The organism is Branchiibius hedensis (assembly GCF_900108585.1).
Taxonomy (GTDB): domain Bacteria; phylum Actinomycetota; class Actinomycetes; order Actinomycetales; family Dermatophilaceae; genus Branchiibius; species Branchiibius hedensis.
The window spans coordinates 1,659,353-1,678,853 of record NZ_UESZ01000001.1; the positions used below are offsets into that span (position 1 = coordinate 1,659,353).

The following is a 19,501-nucleotide window of genomic DNA, read 5'->3' on the forward strand; positions in this document are numbered from 1 at the left end:
CCGGCTCACAGGCCGACGTCGTCACGCAGTCCCGCACTGACCCGTTCGATGGCCGCATCGACCGCTGGATTGGAGGTGTCGACCCGCCGCCCGAGCACCGTCTGCAGGAAGAGTTCGCCGGTCGCCAGGTCACGACGTACGACGACGCGACCGTTGCCGTTCGGGCCCTTCAGCCCCAGCGGTTCGGACCGCACCACACTGGCCTGGACCCGCTCGTGGAAGGTCTCGGCGATCATCCCGGTCTGGTCCCGGAAGGTCCACTGCCGCGCCCGCGAACCGTCCACCCAGGTGACCGACAGCGTCCAGGTGTCCGGCGACCACGAGCCCGCGTCCACCTCATGCCAGGGTCGACGCAGCACCAGCCCCACATCGGAGGCGACCACCAGATGAGTGGTGGTCACCACGACGTACGCGGCGGTGTTGTCGTCCTGCCCCTGGGCCAGCACCCGCTCCTTGCGGCCCAACCCGAGATTGGCACGTACGTCGTTCGGCAGCTCCACGACCCGACCCTTGCGGCGCCACCTCACGGCTCAGACCGTTCCTTCAGCGCGGACAACTCCTGCTGCAAACCCGCCAGACGTACGGCGATCGCCCGGCTCGCGCTCGGATCCTCCGTGCGCCGTAGTCGGCTCATGGCTTCGTCGATCTGGCGCTTCAACGAGGCCTCGTGCAGACCGGTGACCAGCGATTGCACGTAGCGCCAATCGGGTTCGCCGTTCGCGGCCAACCGGATCGGTAACGGGGCAACCGCCAGATCGGCCACCAGTGGCTGCAGATGCGGCGCCCGCTCGATCACCGATTGCACCCACGCACTGCCCGACAACCCCGTGGGATCACCGGCCGCGCCCCACACCATCGCGTGCGCCGGTGCGGCGAAGTCCTGCGGGCCGACTTCGGCACGTTGCTCCACGGTCAGGGCGCCCGGGAACTGCAGAAGCACCTGCAGCAGTTGGCGTTCCAACTGCACCGCCGGGTTGCGCAAGTCCGGCGCCGGGATGCCCGCAGGCTCAGTCGGTTGCTCTTCCGGTGGCGGCTCAGCGGCCGGTTCGGCACGCCGGGTGACTCGCCCGGCCTTGGCAACTTCGGCGGCCAGCGGCTCGATGTCGACCCCCAGCCAACCCGCCGCAGCCCGCACATACTCCGGGCGCAGTGCGGCGTCGCGGATTCCGGCAAGGATCGGGGCGACCGCGCGCATCGCCGCCACCCGATCCTGGGCGGCGGTCAGATCGAACCGGGCGATCGTCGTACGCACAGCGAACTCGAACAGCGGCACCGCGTCCTCGACCAGCCCGCGCACGGCTGCGTCTCCGGCGGACAGTCGCAACTCGCACGGATCCTGACCCTCCGGCGCCACGGCGACGTAAGACTGCGCCGCCCACTGCTGGTCCAGCTCGAACGCCTTCATCGCGGCCTTCTGGCCGGCCGCGTCGCCGTCGAAGGTGAAGATGATCCGGGCGGGCGCCTGGTCGGCTTCATCGCGCACGATCCGCCGCAGGGTCTTGAGGTGATCAGCGCCGAACGCCGTGCCGCAAGTCGCCACCGCCTGGTCGACGCCGGCCAGATGACAGGCCATCACGTCGGTATACCCCTCGACGATCACCGCCCGCCGTGTCGAGGCCATCGACTTCTTGGCCAGGTCGAGCCCGTAGAGAACGGTCGCCTTCTTGTAGATCGGCGTCTCGGCGGTGTTGAGGTACTTCGCCTGGATCCGGTCGTCGTCGAAGATCTTGCGCGCGCCGAAACCGATCGTGTCGCCGGTCGTGTCCCGGATCGGCCACATCAGCCGGCCGCGGAACCGGTCGTAGAGCCCGCGACCCTGCGAAGCCAGACCGGCGACCGTCATCTCCTCCTCGGTGAACCCCCGCCGGCGCAGGTCACGCACCAGCGCCGAACCGTCCCGCGGGGAGAACCCGACGCCGAACGGTTCGCAGGCGGCGGAATCGAAGCCGCGGGCGCGCAAAAAGTCCCGGGCCGGGCGGGCTTCCGGTGAGAGCAGTGCCGCGGTGTAGAACTCGGCTGCCGCACGGTGTGCTTCGACCAGTCGGATGCGGCGGATCCCGCCGGTCTCCTCCCGCGCACCACCTTCTTCGTAGCGCAGGATGATGCCCGCTTTCGCGGCCAGCCGCTCGACCGACTCGCTGAACGACAGGTGGTCCATCTCCTGCACGAAGGTGATGACGTCGCCGCTCTTGCCGCAGCCGAAGCAGTGGTAGTAACCCACCTGCGGACGCACGTTGAAGGACGGTGACTTCTCGTCGTGGAACGGGCACAGCCCCTTGAGCGATCCGCCGCCCGCGGGGCGCAGCGTGACGTGCTCGCTCACCACACTCTCCAGGGAGGTGCGCTCTTTGACGAGCTCGATGTCCTCGGCTCGGATCCGCCCCGGCACCGCCTCAGTCTAGGTCAGCGCCGCCACCGGAGCTGACGGCCTGTGGACGAACCAACCGGGTCGGGTGCAACGCCTCGACCACCGCCGCCGCAGGCCCGGGGCGGGCCGCCTCCCAGCCCGTACCCGCCCACAGCGAGACCCACTGATAGTTCCCGTCCGCGGCCGCCGCAGCGCGGACCGGTTTGGTGAGTTGGTCGACGACGGGATAGACCGGCGGCGCGAAGTCATCGAACTGCTCGATGAACTCATTACGTACGCCGCGCGCGGGCCGACCGCTGAACGCCCGGGTGACCACGGACTGAGTGAGGGTCCGGTCGCTGAGGCCCGCTCGGGCCGCTGCCGACGTCCCCGCCTCGTCAGTGAGCAGGAACGCTGTGCCGCACTGCACGGCAGCAGCGCCGGACTGCACCGCGAACTCGACCTGCGCGCGCGTCATGATCCCGCCACCCACGATCAACGGCAGCGCCGAGACACTGCGGCACCGGCGGAGCAACTCCGTCCACGAGTCCTCGTTCGGAATGGCCGCGGCATCGTGGGTACTGCGATGACCACCGGCCGCCGCGCCCTGGATGCACAAGGCGTCGGCACCGGCGCGCGCGGCGGCGAGCGCCTCGTCGGGGTCGGTCACGGTGATGACAATCTCGGTGCCACACGCGTGCAGGGCTTCGATGACGTGCTTCGGGGGGATCCCGAAGGTGAAGGAGACGACCGCGACAGGATCATCCAGGAGCAGCGTGACCTTGTCCTCGAAGTGATCCCGGTCGTGCCAGTCGATGCTGCCCAACTTCGCGCCAAGGCGACGGGCACCGAACCGCAACCGATCGGCGTACTCCTGGACCGCTGCCCGGTCCCGGTCTCGATCGAGGTCCGCGGGGACGAAGAGGTTGACGCCGAACGGGACGGCGGTCAGGTCGCGGGTGTCAGCGATCCGATCGGCGAGGGCGTCCGCGGTGAGGTAGCCGCCGGCCAGGAAGCCCAATCCGCCGGCAGCGCCCACCGCGGCGACGAGTTCGGGGGTCGTGGGACCGCCGGCCATGGGTGCGGCGACGACCCGCCGTTCAAGTGACTGCAGCAGTGAGGTCACAGCCACTCCCCCGCCAACAGATGTGCGCGGACATCGGTGAGCGAGGCGACTTGATCCACGATCGCTCGCAGCGCCTGCGCATCGCTGGTTGCGCTTGAAAATGCTTCTGCTTGCATCGGATCCAGCCGGGTTGGATCTTTCTGGTACGCCGTCACCAGTCCCGCCACGATCTCCTGCTGTTTGCCCAACAACACAGCGCGTACATCCGAAAGCATCACGAAGAGTAGGGCAGTCGTCTTCAACATGGCGCACTCGGCGCGCACCAGATCAGGTACGACCACATCGGCGTCGTACCGCGTGAGTTGACCGTGTCCGTAAACCTCCTGCGTTGCCGCTACCGCCGACCCGACGAAGTGCCCGATCAATCGGCTGGTCATGTCCTTCAACCGCGCCTGCGCGGCACGAGTTCCGTCGTAGGACTGCGGCAGGACGCCGCTGGCCAGCAGCTGGGTCCACCCTTCGCGCAACACCTCATCGCTCAGGTCCGGCGCGTAGTGCTCCCGGGCCAACGGGAGGAGTTGCTCCGCCAGTCCCTGGTCGCGCAGCCCGACCAGGTCGATGTGGCCGGCAGCGACGCCGTCCTCGACGTCGTGCACTGAATAAGCCACGTCGTCCGACCAGTCCATCACCTGCGCCTCGAGACTGGCGCGGCTGATCGGTGCTTCGTTGCGCACCCAGTCGAAAACGTCGCGGTCATCTTCGTAGACGCCGAATTTCACTGCACCGTAGGGGTTTTCGCCGGACCCCCACGGATACTTGGTCGCCGCATCCAGACTCGCTCTGGTGAGGTTCAGTCCGACACTACGGCCGTCGGGCAGGCTCCGCTTCGGCTCCAGCCGGGTCAGGATCCGGAACGTCTGCGCGTTCCCCTCGAACCCGCCGATGTCGGCGCTCAACCGGGCGAGGGCGTCCTCGCCGTTGTGCCCGAACGGCGGATGGCCCAGATCGTGCGCCAGACAGGCGGTGTCGACGACATCGGCATTGCAGCCCAGGGCCGCTCCGAATTCACGGCCGATCTGGGCGACTTCCAACGAATGGGTCAACCGGTTGCGGATGAAATCATCGCTACCTGGTTGCAGCACTTGAGTTTTCGCGGCCAACCGGCGCAGCGCAGCCGAGTGCAGGACGCGTGCCCGATCCCGGGCGAAGTCGTCCCGGTCAGCACTCTTCTGCGCCGGATCCTCCCCGAGATACCGCTCTCGGTCGGTGGGCGAGTACTGACTCATGCCAGCCGGTCCCGGCGGAACAACGGCCGCACTGCTTGCTCTCGGTACCCGCCGTCAACCAACCCGGCACCGCGCTCGAAGACGTTGCGCGAGGCAACGTCGCCGGTCCGCAGCCACGACCACCCACTGGCCGCCACGTAAAGGGGCAGATACAGCAGGCCCCCGCACACGGCGTACTGCGTGGTGTGTTTCTCCTCGTGGACCAGTAACTGGGGCCGGTGCTCGTTCAGCAGATCCCAGTCGTAGCGGGCGACGATCACGTTGCCCAGGGTGAACGCAGGTGCCGGCGGAACGGGCAGCCGGTAGCCCTGGGCCAGGATCAACCCACGGGGCCCGCGGCGCAGGGCAGCGCGGCCCGCGACCGCGACCATCAGTCCAGTGGCGGTCGAGCCGTTGACGGCGTTGACAATCGCCCGGATGCGCTGGCCCGCAGTGAGCGGGACGCCCATCAGGCAGCGCCGTAGCGGGCCTGGGCCCGTGCCTTCGCCTTCGCTGCCTCGGTCTCCCGGTCCTTCGGCGGCGCCGAGGTCACCAGGGCGTCGACCAACTCCCGCGTGGCGGCTGCAATCACCTCGACCGCATGGTCGTACGCCGCTTGGTTGGCGGCCGACGGATGGCTCGAGCCACCGACCTTGCGGACGTACTGCAACGCGGCTGCCGCGATCTCGTCATCTGTCGCGGGGGGTGCGAAGTTGTTCAGGGGGCGGATGTTGCGACACATGTCACCTAGCGTTCCACATCTCGTGGGCTGCGCGTGAAGCAATGTGGCGCGCAGCCCGCTAGCCGGGCAGCTTGTCGGCTACCGCGGACTGTGCATCGACGATTGCCTTCTCCGCCGAGTGCGCGAACTCGCTGACGGTGTCGGTCGCGGACTGGGTCAGGTCGCCGATGCTGCTCTTGGCCGACTCAACCGCGTGGCCGGTGCGCCAGGCCAACCCCGGCTGCCCCTTGGTGTCGACCGCAGTGATGATCAGACCGCCGAAGATGGCCAGATTCTTTAGGAACTGGCTGCGCTGAGCACCCTGCTGGTCCTTGGGTGCCGACCAGAACGCGTGCCCCGCCACCGTGGTGGGCACCAACGACGCCGCCAATGCCAACGCACTGATCCGCGGGAACTTGCCGATGGCCAGCAGGCTGCCGCCGACCAACTGGACACCGCCGTTGAGCCGCACCAGTTGCTCCGGGGAACTCGGCAGCGGGTCGGAGATCTTGTCCGGCGCCGCGTTGACTGCCTTCTCCAGGAACGGCCCGGCCATCTGCGCCCGGCCGCCGGGGTTCTTCACCGCGTCGAAACCGCTGAGGATGAACAGGGCGCCCTGGGCTGCGTAGGCGAGACGTCGTACGAGCATGGATCAGCAACTCCTCGGTCAGATGAACGTGTCCTCGCCACGCTATCGGGACACCAGCCACGACGGGGACCTCCCCTCGGTTCGTGGTGTGAGACGTGCTCCAACCGGACAGGGAAGGGTGCCACAGTGCTGGTCATGGTTGCGACTCCCACTCCGCTGATCAGCGTTGCCGAACTGGCGAACCAGACGCAGTCTGCGCCGCTCCTTCTCGACGTGCGGTGGGCACTCGGCGACGAGGACCAGCGGGGCGTCTACGAAGCGGGCCATCTTCCCGATGCCGCCTTCATCGACATGGAGACCGCCCTGTCCAGCCACGGCAATGGTGGTGGGCGGCACCCGATGCCGACACTGGAGGCCTTCCAGGAGGCAATGCGGACCGCCGGTGTGTCCGGTGACAGTTCCGTGGTGGTCTACGACGCAGGCAACTCGTTGGCCGCGTCGCGCTGCTGGTGGCTGTTGCGCTACTTCGGCCACCAGGACGTGCGAGTGCTCGATGGCGGGTACGCCGCGTGGCTGGCTGCCGGACTACCCAGCCAGAGCGGCCCCTCGCCACAGCGATCGGGTGACTTCGTGGCGTCGCCCGGCGCGGAGGTGTTGCTGACGGCCGACGATGCCGGCGAGTTGGCGCGCACCGGACTGCTGCTGGACGGTCGACCGGCGCCGCGCTTCCACGGTCGCGAGGAGACCATCGATCCCGTCGCCGGACACATCCCCGGCGCAGTGAGTGCGCCCGCGCTGGCGAATCTGCGGCCCGATGGCCGGTTCCTCGATGCCGACGACCTCGCCCTGCGGTTCACGGCACTCGGTGTCGAGACTCATGAAGCGGTCGGCGTCTACTGCGGGTCCGGGGTGCAGGCCGCTCATCTGGCGTTGGCCCTGGAAGCCAGCGGGGTGCAGTCGCCGGTCGGGGTCTACCTCGGCTCCTGGTCGGACTGGATCACCAACCCAGACCGCCCAGTGGCGACGTAGCTGGTCGGTCCCTTCCCCGGACGGGTTTGATACCGATGACCCGCTTCGGGGTTCACAACAGGCAATCACTCACCAACCTCGGTGGCGCCTCGATCATCGGTCAACAATCGACGAAACCGCCATCAATCGAGGCCCTCCCGAGCCCCAGCACCTCAACTGGCGACGACTACGCCACATGTCGCACAGCGACGGTCAACCGCCGGTACCTATTGGTCGGCTTCCTCGACCTCGACCTCCGGCGCCCCTCGCTGCGCTCGCGACACCTCCGGCCTCGCTCTTCGTCAGCCTCCCGAACCTATTGGTCGGCTTCCTCGACCTCGACCTCCGGCGCCCCTCGCTGCGCTCGCGACACCTCCGGCCTCGCTCTTCGTCAGCCTCCCGAGTTGTGTTCCTCCGCCGCCGCCACCTCGGCCTGCTGCTTCGGTGAGAGGTCACGGTTGTCGAGCCAGCCCTCCGGGAGCACGACATGGCGCTCGGAGCCAGCGCGACCACGCGGACCATCGGCGGCCTCCCCCGGCCACGGCTGGTCCAACTCGAGCGTGCCGATCAGATCGTCTAGTGCCGCAAGGGAATCCACCAATGCCAACTGGTTGCGCAGGGACGACCCGACCCGGAAACCCTTGAGGTACCACGCGATGTGCTTGCGGATGTCCCGGCAACCCTTGATCTCGTCGCCATAGAACTCCACGAGGTACGCCGCGTGCCGGCGCAGCGTGTCCGTCACCTCGCGCAGGGTCGGACTCACCCGCTCGCTGCTCCCGGTGAAGGCCGCGGCCAGGTCAGCGAACAGCCACGGGCGACCAAGGCAGCCGCGGCCGACCACGACTCCGTCGCAACCGGTTTCGGCAACCATTCGCAGCGCATCGTCAGCGGACCAGATGTCCCCGTTACCCAGTACCGGGATGGATGTGACTGCTTCCTTCAGGCGAGCGATGGCAGACCAGTCGGCGGTACCCGAATAGGCCTGGGCCGCCGTACGCGCATGCAGCGCAACGCAAGCCGCCCCCTCAGCCTCGGCGATCCGGCCGGCGTCCAAGTAGGTCTGGTGCTCCGCGTCGATGCCGACGCGCATCTTGACGGTGACCGGGATCCCGTAGGGCGACGCCTCCCGGACCGCCGCCGCCACGATCGCTCGGAACCACTCGGTCTTCCAGGGCAGCGCCGAGCCGCCGCCCTTGCGGGTCACCTTCGGCACCGGGCAGCCGAAGTTGAGATCGATGTGATCGCAACGGTCTTCGCTGGCCAGGATATGTGCGGCCTTGGCGGTGGTGAGCGGGTCGGTGCTGTAGAGCTGGATCGAGCGCGGCGACTCATCCGGGTCGTGCTCGATCAGCTTCATCGTGATCGGGGTGCGCTCGACCAGAGCCCGCGAGGTGATCATCTCGCTGACGTAGAGACTGTCCGCCCCGCCGGACTGCCGGCACAGCCGCCGGAACGCCCGGTTGGTGATCCCCGCCATCGGCGCGAGCACCACGGGTGTCGCGATCGTGAGGTCACCAAGGCGCAACGGCGGCGCGACGGCAGGAGCAAGGGTCACGGTCGGCCAGTCTACTTAGCGAGCCTGCTCACCCAGTAATGCGCGGAAGTCGGGCACCTCGTCGTACGGCGTGCTGGCCGGTGCGCCCGGGACATCAGCAATCGCCGGCCCGGTGTCGAGCGACCATGAGTTCACCCGCGCCCGCGGTGTCTCGACGGCGAGCGCCCGGGCCAACTCCCCCGCGGCCCGGTCGATCCGGCGCGACAACGCGTCGTCGGCGAAATCATCGGTCGCAGCGAAGACTGCGGTCGGCAGGACCTGCGCCCGCAGATAACTGAACAACGGTCGCAGGGCGTATTCGGTGACCAGCGAATGCCGGGACGTGCCGGCGGTCGCGGCGATCAGCACCGGTACCTCGTGCAGCGCCTCCTTGTCGACCAGGTCCACAAAGGACTTGAAGAGCCCCGAGTAGGACGCGGTGAAGACCGGGGTGACGGCGATCAACGCGTCCGCGCTGGCGACCGCATCCAGGGCGGCACCCAGGCGCTGTGACGGGAAGCCGGTCAGCAGGTGGGAGGTGATGTCGGTCGCGAGGTCGCGGACCTCAATGACCTGCACCTCGACACCGTCACCGGCCTGCCGCTGCACCGACGCGACGATGCGGTCGGTCAGCAGCCGGGTGGACGACGGCTGCGATAGGCCAGCGGTGATGGCGACGATACGACGGCTCACTTGGTGGCCTCCTGTCCCTGACGGGCGGGCAGCACGTGCGCGTTGGGGCTGTCGGATCCGGCGGCCACCAACGAGGCGTGGGTGGGCGGGTCGGACGGCACGTGTGCGGGGCGGTGCGACTCGGCTTCCTTGCGCAGCGCGGGAACGACCTCCGATCCGAGGATCTCGATCTGCTCCAGGACGGTCTCCATCGGCAGACCCGCGTGATCGATCAGGAACAACTGGCGCTGGTAGTCACCCACCTGCTCACGGAAGGCGCCGTAGCGCTCGATCACCTGCTGCGGCGAACCCACCGTCAGCGGGGTCTCGCGGGCGAACTCCTCCAGGGAGGGGCCGTAGCCGTAGACCGGGGCAACGTCGAAGTAGGGCCGGAACTCCTTGATCGCGTCCTGGCTGTTCTTGCGCATGAAGACCTGGCCACCCAGGCCCACGATGGCCGTGTCGGCGGCGCCGTGGCCGTGGAACTCGAAGCGACGGCGGTACAGGTCGACCATCTGCTTGGTGTGCGACATCGGCCAGAAGATGTTGTTGTGGAAGAAGCCGTCACCGTAGAACGCGGCCTGCTCGGCGATCTCCGGGCTGCGGATCGAACCGTGCCAGACAAAGGGCGGCACTCCGTCCAGCGGGCGCGGGGTGGCGGTGAAGCCCTGCAGCGGTGTGCGGAACTTACCGGACCAGTCCACGACCTCCTCGCGCCACAGACGGCGCAGCAGGTGGTAGTTCTCCACGGCCAGGTTGATGCCCTCGCGGATGTCCTTACCGAACCACGGGTAGACCGGACCGGTGTTGCCGCGGCCCATCATCAGGTCCAGCCGGCCGCCAGCCAGGTGCTGGGCATAGGCGTAGTCCTCGGCGATCCGGACCGGGTCATTGGTGGTGATCAGGGTCGTCGACGTGGACAACTGGATGTTCTTGGTCTTCGCCGCGATGTAGGACAGCAAGACGGTGGGGTTGGCCGGCGCGACGAACGGCGGGTTGTGGTGTTCCCCGGTGGCGAACACATCCAGGCCCACTTCCTCGGCCTTCTGGGCCATCGCCACGGTGTTCATGATCCGTTCGTGCTCGGTCGGCACGCGACCGGTCAGCGGATCAGGAGTGATGTCACCGATGGTGAAGATTCCGAACTGCATGGTGCATGCCTTTCGCTAGGTAGTTGCGATTTCAACTACTTCAACGGTAGCGATGCCTGGAACATTCCGCCAGGCGCGGGCGGCGAAGACTCATCCGCACACTGGCGTGCGCCATGTCCCAGCTGAAAAACTCGAGCCGTCCGTGATCCCGTGCCACACTGGATCACATGGCCACCAGAAACCTCACGGTCTCACTCCCCGAGGAGTTGGTCCGCAAGGCGAAAATCATCGCCGCCGAGCGAGACACCTCGGTTTCCGCCCTGCTCGCCGAACTCGTGGAGGGCCTCACTAGCGGCGAAGCCCGCTTCGACACAGCATGGCGCGACGAGGTTGCGCTGATGAGAAGCGGCAGCGGACTGCAGGTCGGAGACGTCACCTGGTCCCGAGACGAGTTGCACGAACGGTGACGCTGGAGTTCGTCGACACCAACGTTCTTCTGTACGCCTACGACGAGGGCGCGGGCGAACGTCGCAGCATGGCAATCGACCTTGTCGAGAGGTTGGGAACGTCGCGGCGCGGCGCGATCAGCGTGCAGGTGCTGCAGGAGTTCTACGTCAACGTCACCCGCAAGTGCGCGGTGCCGCTGACTGCCTCCAGCGCGCAGAGCCGACTGCGTGTTCTCAGTCGCTGGGCCGTGCATACACCCGCCGCCCATGATGTCGTGGCAGCAGCAAGCCTCGCGGATTCACATCAACTCTCATTCTGGGACTCCATGATTCTGCTCAGCGCCAGCCGCATGGAGTGTGACGTGCTGTGGAGTGAGGATCTCAACGCCGGTCAAGTCATCGAGGGCGTCGAGATTCGTAGCCCGTTCACCTGAGTCCGGGCCATCTGTCTCGGGCTAGAGCCAGCCGTTGTTGTCAGCGATCTGGACGGCCTCGGCGCGGGTGCGTGCGCCGGTCTTGCCGATCGCCGACGACAGGTGGTTACGCACCGTCCCCTCGGAGAGGAACAGCGTGCCGGCCAGGTCCGCGACCGTTCCGCCGGAGCGGGCGGTGCGCAGCACCTCGGTCTCCCGCTGCGTCAGCGGCGACTCCCCCGCGACCAGCGAGTCGGTGGCCAACGCAGGGTCCACGACGCGCAGGCCCTGGTGCACTCGACGTACGGCGTCCGCCAGCTCGCGCGCGGGGGTGTCCTTCACGACGAAACCGGCTGCGCCCGCTTGCAACCCGCGGCGCAGAAAGCCGGGCCGACCGAACGTCGTCACGATCAGTACCCGGATCTGCGGCAGCGCCGCCCGTAGTGCCGCCGTCGCCTCGATGCCGTCCATCCCCGGCATCTCCACATCCATCAGGACGACGTCCGGGGCTGCAGACCGGGCCGCCGCGACGACCTCATCACCACGACCGACCTCGCCAACCACTTCGAGATCGGATTCCAACTCCAGCAGGGCTGCCAGCGCGCCACGGACCAACGCCTGGTCGTCGACCAGCATCACCTTGATCACGATGCCTCGCTCATCGTCACGGACGGCAGGTCATCGGCGACCTGGGGTGTGGCCATGGCCAACTCGAATCCGTGCGGCCTCGCTGAGCGGGTGATCAGCACTGCGCCGGCCGCGGCGGCTCGCTCCCGCAGACCGCGCAAGCCGTTGCCACTTCCCGTGGCCGCCATGCCGCGCCCGTCGTCGGAGATCACGACGGCTTGCGGACTGACGGTGATGCGGCACGTCGATGCGCCGCTGTGCCGGATCGCGTTCGTGACGGCTTCCCGCACCGCCCAGGCGAACGGCTCACGCAGATCCTCCGGCACCTCATCGACGGTGTTCGGCAACTCGGCCTTGATCCCGGCGGCGGCCAACGACTCACGGGCGCGGGCCAATTCACCGGCCAGGGAGATCTCGCGGTATCCCTCGACCGCGCGACGTACGTCGGCCAGCGCCGAACGGGACAACGTCTCCAGGTCTGCGAGTTCAGCCCGTGCCCGGTCCAGGTCCACATCGATCAACCGGTTCGCGAGCTCAGCCTTGACGGTGATCACCGTCAGGGAGTGCCCGAGGATGTCGTGCAGATCGCGGGCCATCCGGTTGCGTTCCTCGCGCACCCGCAAGTCGGCGTTCTCAACCCGACTGCGCCGCAGTGCGTCCTGCCGCTGGCCGGCCAGGCGGCCGAAGCCGACGGCGATCGAACCGAAGGCGAGACCGACCAGTGTCCCGGTGTCCGCCGTCCAGCCGCTGACGTGCGCGCACGCGAACAGGTAGGCCGCCGCGACGAGGATCGCCACCGCGATCGCGTAGCGGTACCGCATCGTCCAAAACGCAACGATGCCGACGAACGCGACTGTCGCAGAAGCACTCTGCCCCAACGTGGCACACGCGATCACCGCCAGGGCGATCAGGGCGAAATAGCGCAGCGCGTTCGCGCCCGTGAAGCGCGGATCCTTGTCCTCCGGGCCGAAGACCGCGCTGTTCGCCCAGAAGTGGACGACGTGCAGAGCCATGAAGGCCAGGACCGCCGCGGCACCGATCCACGCCGAGGGTTCGGTGCGGTGCCGCCACGTCTGCGCGAACGCGGGCAACAACCAGAACAGCCAGATGCAGGACCAGAAGAGACCGAAGAAGCGCCCGACCCGGTCCTCTCGCACGCCGGCGCCCTGGCGGTCGGCCAGGGCGTCGGCTTTCACGTGCTGCTTCACGAGGACCAGCGTCTCAGACGCGCTTGGTGTCGCGGCGGAAGAAGTACGTTGCGCCCAGGAAGAACGCGCCGATCCACAGCACCAGACTGACCAACCAGCCGATCTCGAAGGATCCGCCCATCAGCGGCCAGCGGGCGATCTCACCGGCTCCCCACATCGGGGTGAAGCGGGCGACGGTCTGCATCGTGGAGCCCAAGACGTCGTACGGGACGAACAGGCCACCCCCGAAGGCCAGGATCGCCAGCAACGGGCCGAGGATCTGCATGGCGTTCTCGGTGGGCACCAGGTAGCCGATGAACAGCCCCAACGAAGCGAACTGGCCGCCCATCAGCCAGGTCAACAGGAACGAGGTGAGCCACGCATCCGTCGGCAGACTCGAATGCCGTAGCGCACCGGCGATGAAGAGGATGACCACGGGAGCCAGGCTGCCCACCAAAGCGGTGAGGAGTTTGGTGGCGATGTACGCCCGTCCCGTGAGCGGGGTCAGACGCAGCTGGCGGCTCCACCCCTGCGCCCGCTCGATCGACACACTGGCGCCGATGGCACACGCGGCGACCAGCGCGCCGTACAACGCGAAGTTGATCATCGTGTAGGCGTTGTAGTCACCCCGGCCGATCCGCCCGGAGGAGCCGGTCGAGAACAGCAGGAAGAACGCGAGCGGCATGAGCGTCGCGAAGATGATGGTGCGTCGGTTGCGCAGGAGCCGGCGGACTTCGATGCGCAGCAGGCGCAGATTGAGGCCGCCGTGCGCGGGGACTCGCCGCTCCAGGGTGATCGGGTCGTCGCCCGGGGTGATGGCTGCAGTGCTCATGCCGATGCTCCTTCGAAGTCGTCGCCGGTCAGCGCGATGAACGCCGCCTCCAGGCCTTGGCTGGTGATTTCCAGGTCGTACGCCGTGGTGTTGGTGAGCAGGTGACGCGCCAGCGCGTCGGAGTCCTTGGTCCCGAACGTGACCACGTCGCCGCGCACGTCCACACTCTCGACGCCCGGAATCGCGCTCAGCACGGCGGTATTCGCCTCCGGCAGCGTGGCCTTGACCACCCGCCCGGAAGCCAGAGCCTTGATCTCGCTGGCCGTGCCGTCGGCCACGATCTGGCCATGGCGCACGAGAACGACGCGATCGGCGTACTGGTCGGCTTCTTCCAGGTAGTGCGTCGCGAACAGCACGGTGCGTCCGCGTTGAGCGTCGGCGTGGATCGCCGACCAGAAGTCGCGTCGCCCGGTCACGTCCATGCCGGTGGTGGGTTCGTCCAGGATGATCAGCGCCGGGTCGCTCACCAGCGCCATCGCAAAGCGCAGCCGCTGCTGTTGGCCACCGGAGCACTTGGCGACCAGCCGGTCGGCGATGTCGGCGATGCCAGCGCGCTCCAGGCACTCCTGCCTCGAGCGGGTCTGGGCGAAGAGGCTGGCCGTCAGATCGACCGTTTCCCCGACGGTGAGGTCCTTCAACAGACCGCCGGTCTGCATGACCGCGGCCACCAGGCCCCGCTCGATGGCTGCCCGCGGACCCATCCCGAAGACCTCGACCCGACCCGCGTCAGGCTGGGACAAACCCGTGATCATGTCGATCGTCGTGGTCTTGCCGGCACCGTTGGGACCGAGAAAGGCAACGACCTCGCCGGGGGCGACGTGCAGGTCGATACCGCGTACGGCGTGGACGTCACCGAAGCTCTTGGTGACCCCGTCCAGGCTGATCGCGTCCGGTGTCGGCGTAGCGCCGGACCGGTGCAGTGGAGTGACAGTGGAGTTCATAGCGACCAGCCTGTCGCCGTACGTCGATCCGGACCTGGCGCGGACGTCATCACCTGGGCATGACAAACCTCATACCCTCAGCCATTACGCTGCTGCGGTGTCCTCACCGTCCCACGAACCCCAGCCCGAGGTCCGCGTATCGCCGCGGCGTGCCCGCCTGGAGCACCTCGCGGCGCCCGTCGTCGAACGCACCATGCAGACTCCGGCCATCCCGCTCGTTGTCGTCGGTGCCCTGCTGGTCATCGGGGTGCTCACCCGACACGTCATCGGTGCGATCGCCTTCGGCATCATCGCCCTGCTGCTGGTCTGCGTTCTGTACCTGGGCTGGCCGCGGCTGACGCCGTTGGAACGGCTGATGCGGTTCTCGGTGCTGCTACTGACCGTGGCGGTGGCCGTGGTGATGGCGGCCGGCTAACTCTTGCGCCTGCTGCTGATCGTCTGGCCGAGGATCACCAGGATCACGGCGATCAGGAACATCGAGAAACCGATCACATTGGCCTGCGCAGGGATACCTCGTAGGTAGGACACGTAGACGAACTTCGGGAACGTCGTCTCGTCACCGGACACGAAGTTGGTGATGATGAAGTCGTCGAAGGACAGCGAGAAGCTCAGCAGCGCCGCTCCCACGATTCCGGGCAGCACCAGCGGGAAGGTCACCCGCCAGAAGGATGCTGCCGGCCCGGCGTAGAGATCGGCTGCCGCCTCCTCCAACCGTGGATCGAGGCTCTGCAGCCTGGCTTTGACCGTGACCACCACGAAGCTGATGCAGAACATGATGTGCGCGATGGTGATCGTCCAGAAGCCGAGGTCCAGCCCGAACCGGCTGAAACCCTGCACGAAGATGGTCAACAGGCTTGCACCCAGGACGATTTCGGGCGTCGCCATCGGGATGAAGACCAGTGTGCTGGCCGCCGCGCGACCGCGCCACACGTGTCGCACCAGGGCGAAGGCCAGCATCGTGCCCAGCACCGTCGCCGCCAGCGTGGCAATGGCGCCGACCTTCAGAGATGTCACCAGCGCATCGCATACGCCGGGCGCACCACACGGGTTCTGCCAGTGCTTGAGCGTCGGACTGCCCTCCGACACCCAGGTGATGTTGGACTTGCGGTAGTTGTTGAACGAGAAGACGAACGTGTAGGCGACCGGCACGAAGAGATAGATCAGCACCAGGATCGCGGCGAGGATCGCGAAGTGGTCGGCAAACCAGTTCTTGATCCGCCGACCCCGCGAGACACCTGCCCGGGGCGCGGAGATAGCTGCGCTCGTCATCCTCATGGTCGCGCCTCTGCCTTCGCCTCCGGGCCTCGCTGCGCTCGTTTCCTCGGCTTGGTCGGCGCTCAAACCAAGTCCTCCGTCCCGAACTTGCGCACATAGAAGAACACCAACAGCAGGATCAGCGCCATCAACGTGAAGGAAAGTGCTGCGGCCGTGGGGAATCCGCCCGGCACCTTGAAGAACTGGGACTCGATCACGTTGCCGACCATCTTGGTGCTGCGGTCCGAGCCGAGCAGGTCAGCGTTGACGTAGTCACCAGCCGCCGGGATGAAGGTCAGCAGCGTCCCGGCCAGCACGCCCGGCATGCTCATCGGCAAGGTCACGGTGCGGAACGTCGTGAAACCGTTGGCATACAGGTCTCCCCCGGCCTCGATGACCCGCGGATCGGCCCGCTCCAACGAGGCGTAGATGGGCAGCACCATGAACGGCAGGAAGTTGTAGGTCAGCCCCGCCACCACAGCGATCCACGTTTCGGTGATCCGGCCGTCCGGCAGCATCCAGGTCAGGTGCAGCGAGTGGAAGGTCGCCATCACCGGACCCCCGTCGGCCAGGATCTGCCGCCAGGCGATCGTGCGCAGGATGAACGAGGTGAAGAACGGGGCGATGACGCAGATCAGCATCACGTTGCGCCAACGGCCCGCCTTGAACGCCATCGCATAGGCCAGTGGGTAGGCCAGCACGAAGGCGAAAAACGTTGCGAGACCGGCGAACAGCAGCGACCGGACAAAATGCGGCCAGTACTGCGTGAACGCCGTCAGGTAGTTCCCGAAGTTCAGATCCCGGTAGTAGTAGCCCGGGTTGCCCGGATACCCGCTCTGCAGCGAAACCGTGAAGAGTTGGATCAGCGGGACCACGAAGAAGACGATCAGCCAGATGGTCGCCGGGAGCAGCAACAGGTAGGCCGCCCAGGACCGCTTCCGCTTCGGCGGGTCGCCAGCGGGCGCAGTACTGCCGGTGTGCGCCAGCGCGGTCACGACTCGTCCTCGACGACCGGGCCCTTCGTCGCAGCGATGGCGTCGTCGTCGACCGGCACCCCGAAGGCGTGTGCGGACTGCCAACGCAGCCACACCTCGCTGCCGGGTCGTAGGCTCTCCGGTTCGACGTCGAGGTTCTGCGCGTAGACGCTCCAGGTGGAGCCGCTGGCGGTGGTCACCAGATACTGCGTGGCGACACCGATGAAGGACACGTCCACGACCGTGGCGCGCACGTCGTCACCGGCACCCTCGGGTTGCTTGCCGTGGATCGTGACCTTTTCCGGACGTACGCCGAGTGCGACCTTCCCGTCCTGAACAGAGCTGCGGGACTTGGGGATTCGGACCGTCGTTCCGGAAATGTCGGCCACCAGGAAGTCGCCGTCGGTGCCGGTGATGTCACCGATCCCCATGTTGGTCTGACCCACGAAGTTGGCCACGAAGGCCGTTTTCGGCAGGTCGTAGAGCGCGACCGGATCGTCCATCTGCTCGATGCGCCCGGCGTTCATCACCGCGACGGTGTCGGCCATCGTCATGGCTTCTTCCTGGTCGTGGGTGACATGGATGAACGTCAGCCCGACCTCGGACTGGATGCGCTTGAGTTCCACCTGCATCTGCCGGCGAAGTTTCAGGTCGAGGGCGCCCAGGGGTTCGTCCAGCAGCAACACTTCCGGCTTGTTGACGATCGCGCGGGCCACCGCAACCCGCTGCTGCTGTCCACCGGAGAGCTGGGCCGGTTTACGACTGGCCAGATGCGTCAACTGCACCAACTCCAGGGCCTGGTCGGCCTGGGCCATCGCGTCCTTCTCACCGTGGCGCTTCGGCCCGAACGCGACGTTCTCCCGGATCGTCAGGTGCGGGAAGAGCGCGTAGCTCTGGAACACAGTGTTCACCGGTCGCTGGTAGGGCCGCGAGCCGGTCAAATCGGTGTCACCGATGAGAATGCTTCCGCTCGTGGGCTGTTCGAGGCCGGCGACCATCCGAAGCGTCGTGGTCTTGCCGCAGCCGGACGGGCCGAGCAGCGCGAAGAACGAGCCTCGCGGCACCCGTAGGGTCAGATCGTCGACGGCGGTGAAATCGCCGAACGATTTGGTGACCGCCTCCAACCTCAGGTCGCCCTGAGCGGCGCGCAGACCGGTCTCGCTCTTCTGGGCAGTGAACAGGCTCATCAGTTCCCCACGACCTTCGCCCACTGGGCGCTGTAGTCGGCGTCCTCGGTGGGCGACAGTGCCCGGAACCCCTTGATGTTGTTCTTCTTGATCCAGTCGGCGGAGGGGAAGATCAGCGGGGACTCGGCCAGGTCCTTGTCGATCTTCTCCATCTCGGCCTGGGCACCCACGACCGGACAGACGTAGTTCACGTAGGCAGCGACCTGAGCGGCGACGGCCGGGTCGTAGTAGTAGTTCATCAACGTCATCGCGTTGCGGCGGTGTGTGGAGGTGATCGGAATCATCATGTTGTCGCTCCACAGCGTGCCGCCGGACTCCGGGATCACGAAGTCCCAGTCGTCATCCTCGGTCTCCGAGCGCAGCACAAAAAGGTCACCGCTCCAAACGATTCCAGCGATCGCGTTGCCGGACTTCAGGTCCTCCAGGTAGGAGTTGCCCTTCACACGGCGGATGTTGCCGTCGGTGATCCGCTTGTTGATCTCGTCCAGCGCGGTCTCGAACTGTGCCTTGGTGAACGGCCCCGAGGGGTCGACTCCCTCGCGCAGCATCACCAACCCGAGCGTGTCGCGGAATTCGGAGAGGACGACCACCTTGCCCTTCAGGTCATCGGCCCACAGGTCGTCCAGACTCTTCAGCTCCCGGCCGACCTTCTTCTTGTGGTAGCCGATGCCCGCGAACCCGGACTGCCACGTCAACGAGTGGGTTCGGCCGGGGTCGAAGCTGACGTCCTTGAGCGTGTCCAGCAGGTTGCTGGCGTTCGGCATCCGGATCAGTTCCAGGGGCTGCACCAACTGTTCGCGCACGACCCGGTTGGCCATCCAGTCGGTGAAGACGAAGATGTCGCGATCGATGTCCTGCGGCGGATCAGCCCGCAACTGCGGGGCGATCTTGTTGAAGTAGCTGTCGTTGTCCTCGATGTCCTCGGAGTACGTCGCGTTGATGCCGTACTTCTTCTTGAACGCCTCGAGCGTCGGGTAGGTCTTGGTCGCGTCGTCGTAGTCCAGGTAGGCGGTCCAGTTCGCCCAGCGGACGATCTTCTCCGTCGACGAAACGTCCGTCGGCAGCGCCTGGGTGGTCGCGGAACCACCAGAGGCTGGCGGGGTCGGCGGGGCACAGGCGGCAAGCCCGGCAACGAGAGCGGCCGCTCCGCCACCGAGCAAGGTACGGCGGCTGAGATTCCCGCGTGCTGCTTCCAGGACGGCGCGAACCTGGGGATCTGCCGGCGGACGGGAACGCGACATGGATGACCCTTCAATCAGACTGGTGGTGTGCGCCCAGCCTGACTGACGACTCAGGGTTTTGTCAGAAAACGGGCCACCCGCAACAAATCCGTAACCAATTGAT

22 protein-coding genes are annotated in these 19,501 nt (G+C 67.0%); 4 read left to right on the forward strand and 18 right to left on the reverse strand.

Annotation, left to right across the window (positions count from 1 at the left end; genetic code table 11):
• Positions 1–5: 5 nt before the first annotated feature.
• Genes DR843_RS20035 through DR843_RS08130 form a run of 7 tightly spaced genes read right to left on the reverse strand, consistent with a single transcriptional unit; the run spans position 6 to position 6,048 of the window.
• On the reverse strand, positions 6–527 hold the full coding sequence (locus DR843_RS20035; protein ID WP_170119788.1) for a hypothetical protein: 522 nt from the start codon (positions 525–527) through the stop codon (positions 6–8).
• Positions 524–2,389, reverse strand: coding sequence for a DNA primase (gene dnaG, locus DR843_RS08105; RefSeq protein WP_109684897.1), 1,866 nt, complete (start codon positions 2,387–2,389; stop codon positions 524–526). The genes DR843_RS20035 and dnaG overlap by 4 nt, the downstream gene beginning before the upstream one ends.
• Positions 2,390–2,393: 4 nt before the next feature.
• Positions 2,394–3,473, reverse strand: a complete 1,080-nt coding sequence (locus tag DR843_RS08110) for a nitronate monooxygenase (RefSeq protein ID WP_245934059.1) — start codon at positions 3,471–3,473, stop codon at positions 2,394–2,396.
• Positions 3,470–4,699 carry a deoxyguanosinetriphosphate triphosphohydrolase gene (locus tag DR843_RS08115; protein ID WP_109684898.1) on the reverse strand — a complete coding sequence of 410 codons (1,230 nt, stop codon included), beginning with the start codon at positions 4,697–4,699 and terminating at the stop codon, positions 3,470–3,472. Before DR843_RS08115 ends, DR843_RS08110 begins: the two co-directional genes overlap by 4 nt.
• A complete protein-coding gene (locus tag DR843_RS08120; protein WP_109684899.1) occupies positions 4,696–5,148 on the reverse strand; it encodes a hypothetical protein in 453 nt (150 codons plus the stop codon). Before DR843_RS08120 ends, DR843_RS08115 begins: the two co-directional genes overlap by 4 nt.
• A complete protein-coding gene (locus tag DR843_RS08125; RefSeq protein ID WP_109684900.1) occupies positions 5,148–5,420 on the reverse strand; it encodes a DUF2277 domain-containing protein in 273 nt (90 codons plus the stop codon). The genes DR843_RS08120 and DR843_RS08125 overlap by 1 nt, the downstream gene beginning before the upstream one ends.
• Positions 5,421–5,478: 58 nt before the next feature.
• Positions 5,479–6,048, reverse strand: a complete 570-nt coding sequence (locus DR843_RS08130) for a DoxX family protein (RefSeq protein WP_109684901.1) — start codon at positions 6,046–6,048, stop codon at positions 5,479–5,481.
• A 135-nt stretch (positions 6,049–6,183) separates the two neighbouring features.
• On the opposite strand from DR843_RS08130, the gene DR843_RS08135 reads away from it, so the two are divergent.
• Positions 6,184–7,017 (forward strand): sulfurtransferase, encoded by an 834-nt coding sequence (locus DR843_RS08135; RefSeq protein ID WP_109688734.1) that lies wholly within the window; start codon positions 6,184–6,186, stop codon positions 7,015–7,017.
• A 370-nt stretch (positions 7,018–7,387) separates the two neighbouring features.
• On the opposite strand, the gene dusB is transcribed toward DR843_RS08135, so the two are convergent.
• Genes dusB through DR843_RS08150 form a run of 3 tightly spaced genes read right to left on the reverse strand, consistent with a single transcriptional unit; the run spans position 7,388 to position 10,356 of the window.
• Positions 7,388–8,554 (reverse strand): tRNA dihydrouridine synthase DusB, encoded by a 1,167-nt coding sequence (gene dusB, locus DR843_RS08140; RefSeq protein WP_109684902.1) that lies wholly within the window; start codon positions 8,552–8,554, stop codon positions 7,388–7,390.
• A 15-nt stretch (positions 8,555–8,569) separates the two neighbouring features.
• Positions 8,570–9,226 carry a CE1759 family FMN reductase gene (locus DR843_RS08145; RefSeq protein ID WP_109684903.1) on the reverse strand — a complete coding sequence of 219 codons (657 nt, stop codon included), beginning with the start codon at positions 9,224–9,226 and terminating at the stop codon, positions 8,570–8,572.
• Positions 9,223–10,356, reverse strand: coding sequence for an LLM class flavin-dependent oxidoreductase (locus DR843_RS08150; protein WP_109684904.1), 1,134 nt, complete (start codon positions 10,354–10,356; stop codon positions 9,223–9,225). The genes DR843_RS08145 and DR843_RS08150 overlap by 4 nt, the downstream gene beginning before the upstream one ends.
• Positions 10,357–10,523: 167 nt before the next feature.
• Between DR843_RS08150 and DR843_RS08155 the strand changes: the two genes are divergently transcribed.
• Positions 10,524–10,763, forward strand: a complete 240-nt coding sequence (locus DR843_RS08155; protein WP_109684905.1) for a DUF6364 family protein — start codon at positions 10,524–10,526, stop codon at positions 10,761–10,763.
• On the forward strand, positions 10,760–11,176 hold the full coding sequence (locus tag DR843_RS08160; RefSeq protein WP_109684906.1) for a PIN domain-containing protein: 417 nt from the start codon (positions 10,760–10,762) through the stop codon (positions 11,174–11,176). The genes DR843_RS08155 and DR843_RS08160 overlap by 4 nt, the downstream gene beginning before the upstream one ends.
• A gap of 21 nt (positions 11,177–11,197) precedes the next feature.
• Here the strand turns inward: DR843_RS08160 and DR843_RS08165 are convergent, their stop codons facing one another.
• From DR843_RS08165 to DR843_RS08180, 4 genes are read right to left on the reverse strand one after another with little or no spacing between them, the layout of a single operon-like run.
• Positions 11,198–11,791 (reverse strand): response regulator transcription factor, encoded by a 594-nt coding sequence (locus tag DR843_RS08165; RefSeq protein ID WP_172461515.1) that lies wholly within the window; start codon positions 11,789–11,791, stop codon positions 11,198–11,200.
• Between the two features lie 8 nt (positions 11,792–11,799).
• On the reverse strand, positions 11,800–12,990 hold the full coding sequence (locus DR843_RS08170; protein ID WP_109684908.1) for a sensor histidine kinase: 1,191 nt from the start codon (positions 12,988–12,990) through the stop codon (positions 11,800–11,802).
• A 13-nt stretch (positions 12,991–13,003) separates the two neighbouring features.
• Complete coding sequence (locus tag DR843_RS08175; protein WP_109684909.1) at positions 13,004–13,801, reverse strand: ABC transporter permease; 798 nt, start codon at positions 13,799–13,801, stop codon at positions 13,004–13,006.
• On the reverse strand, positions 13,798–14,742 hold the full coding sequence (locus tag DR843_RS08180; RefSeq protein WP_109684910.1) for an ABC transporter ATP-binding protein: 945 nt from the start codon (positions 14,740–14,742) through the stop codon (positions 13,798–13,800). The genes DR843_RS08175 and DR843_RS08180 overlap by 4 nt, the downstream gene beginning before the upstream one ends.
• A 97-nt stretch (positions 14,743–14,839) precedes the next feature.
• Between DR843_RS08180 and DR843_RS08185 the strand changes: the two genes are divergently transcribed.
• Complete coding sequence (locus tag DR843_RS08185) at positions 14,840–15,157, forward strand: DUF6703 family protein (protein WP_109684911.1); 318 nt, start codon at positions 14,840–14,842, stop codon at positions 15,155–15,157.
• On the opposite strand, the gene DR843_RS08190 is transcribed toward DR843_RS08185, so the two are convergent.
• The 4 genes from DR843_RS08190 to DR843_RS08205 all read right to left on the reverse strand — a co-directional run bounded on the left by DR843_RS08190 (position 15,154) and on the right by DR843_RS08205 (position 19,398).
• Positions 15,154–16,011, reverse strand: coding sequence for an ABC transporter permease (locus DR843_RS08190; RefSeq protein WP_211310203.1), 858 nt, complete (start codon positions 16,009–16,011; stop codon positions 15,154–15,156). The genes DR843_RS08185 and DR843_RS08190 overlap by 4 nt on opposite strands.
• A gap of 68 nt (positions 16,012–16,079) precedes the next feature.
• Positions 16,080–16,991 (reverse strand): ABC transporter permease, encoded by a 912-nt coding sequence (locus DR843_RS08195; protein WP_109684913.1) that lies wholly within the window; start codon positions 16,989–16,991, stop codon positions 16,080–16,082.
• Positions 16,988–18,157, reverse strand: a complete 1,170-nt coding sequence (locus DR843_RS08200; RefSeq protein WP_109684914.1) for an ABC transporter ATP-binding protein — start codon at positions 18,155–18,157, stop codon at positions 16,988–16,990. The genes DR843_RS08195 and DR843_RS08200 overlap by 4 nt, the downstream gene beginning before the upstream one ends.
• The gene (locus DR843_RS08205; protein ID WP_109684915.1) at positions 18,157–19,398 is read right to left on the reverse strand and encodes an ABC transporter substrate-binding protein; all 1,242 of its coding nucleotides are present in this window, start codon (positions 19,396–19,398) and stop codon (positions 18,157–18,159) included. Before DR843_RS08205 ends, DR843_RS08200 begins: the two co-directional genes overlap by 1 nt.
• Positions 19,399–19,501 lie beyond the last annotated feature (103 nt).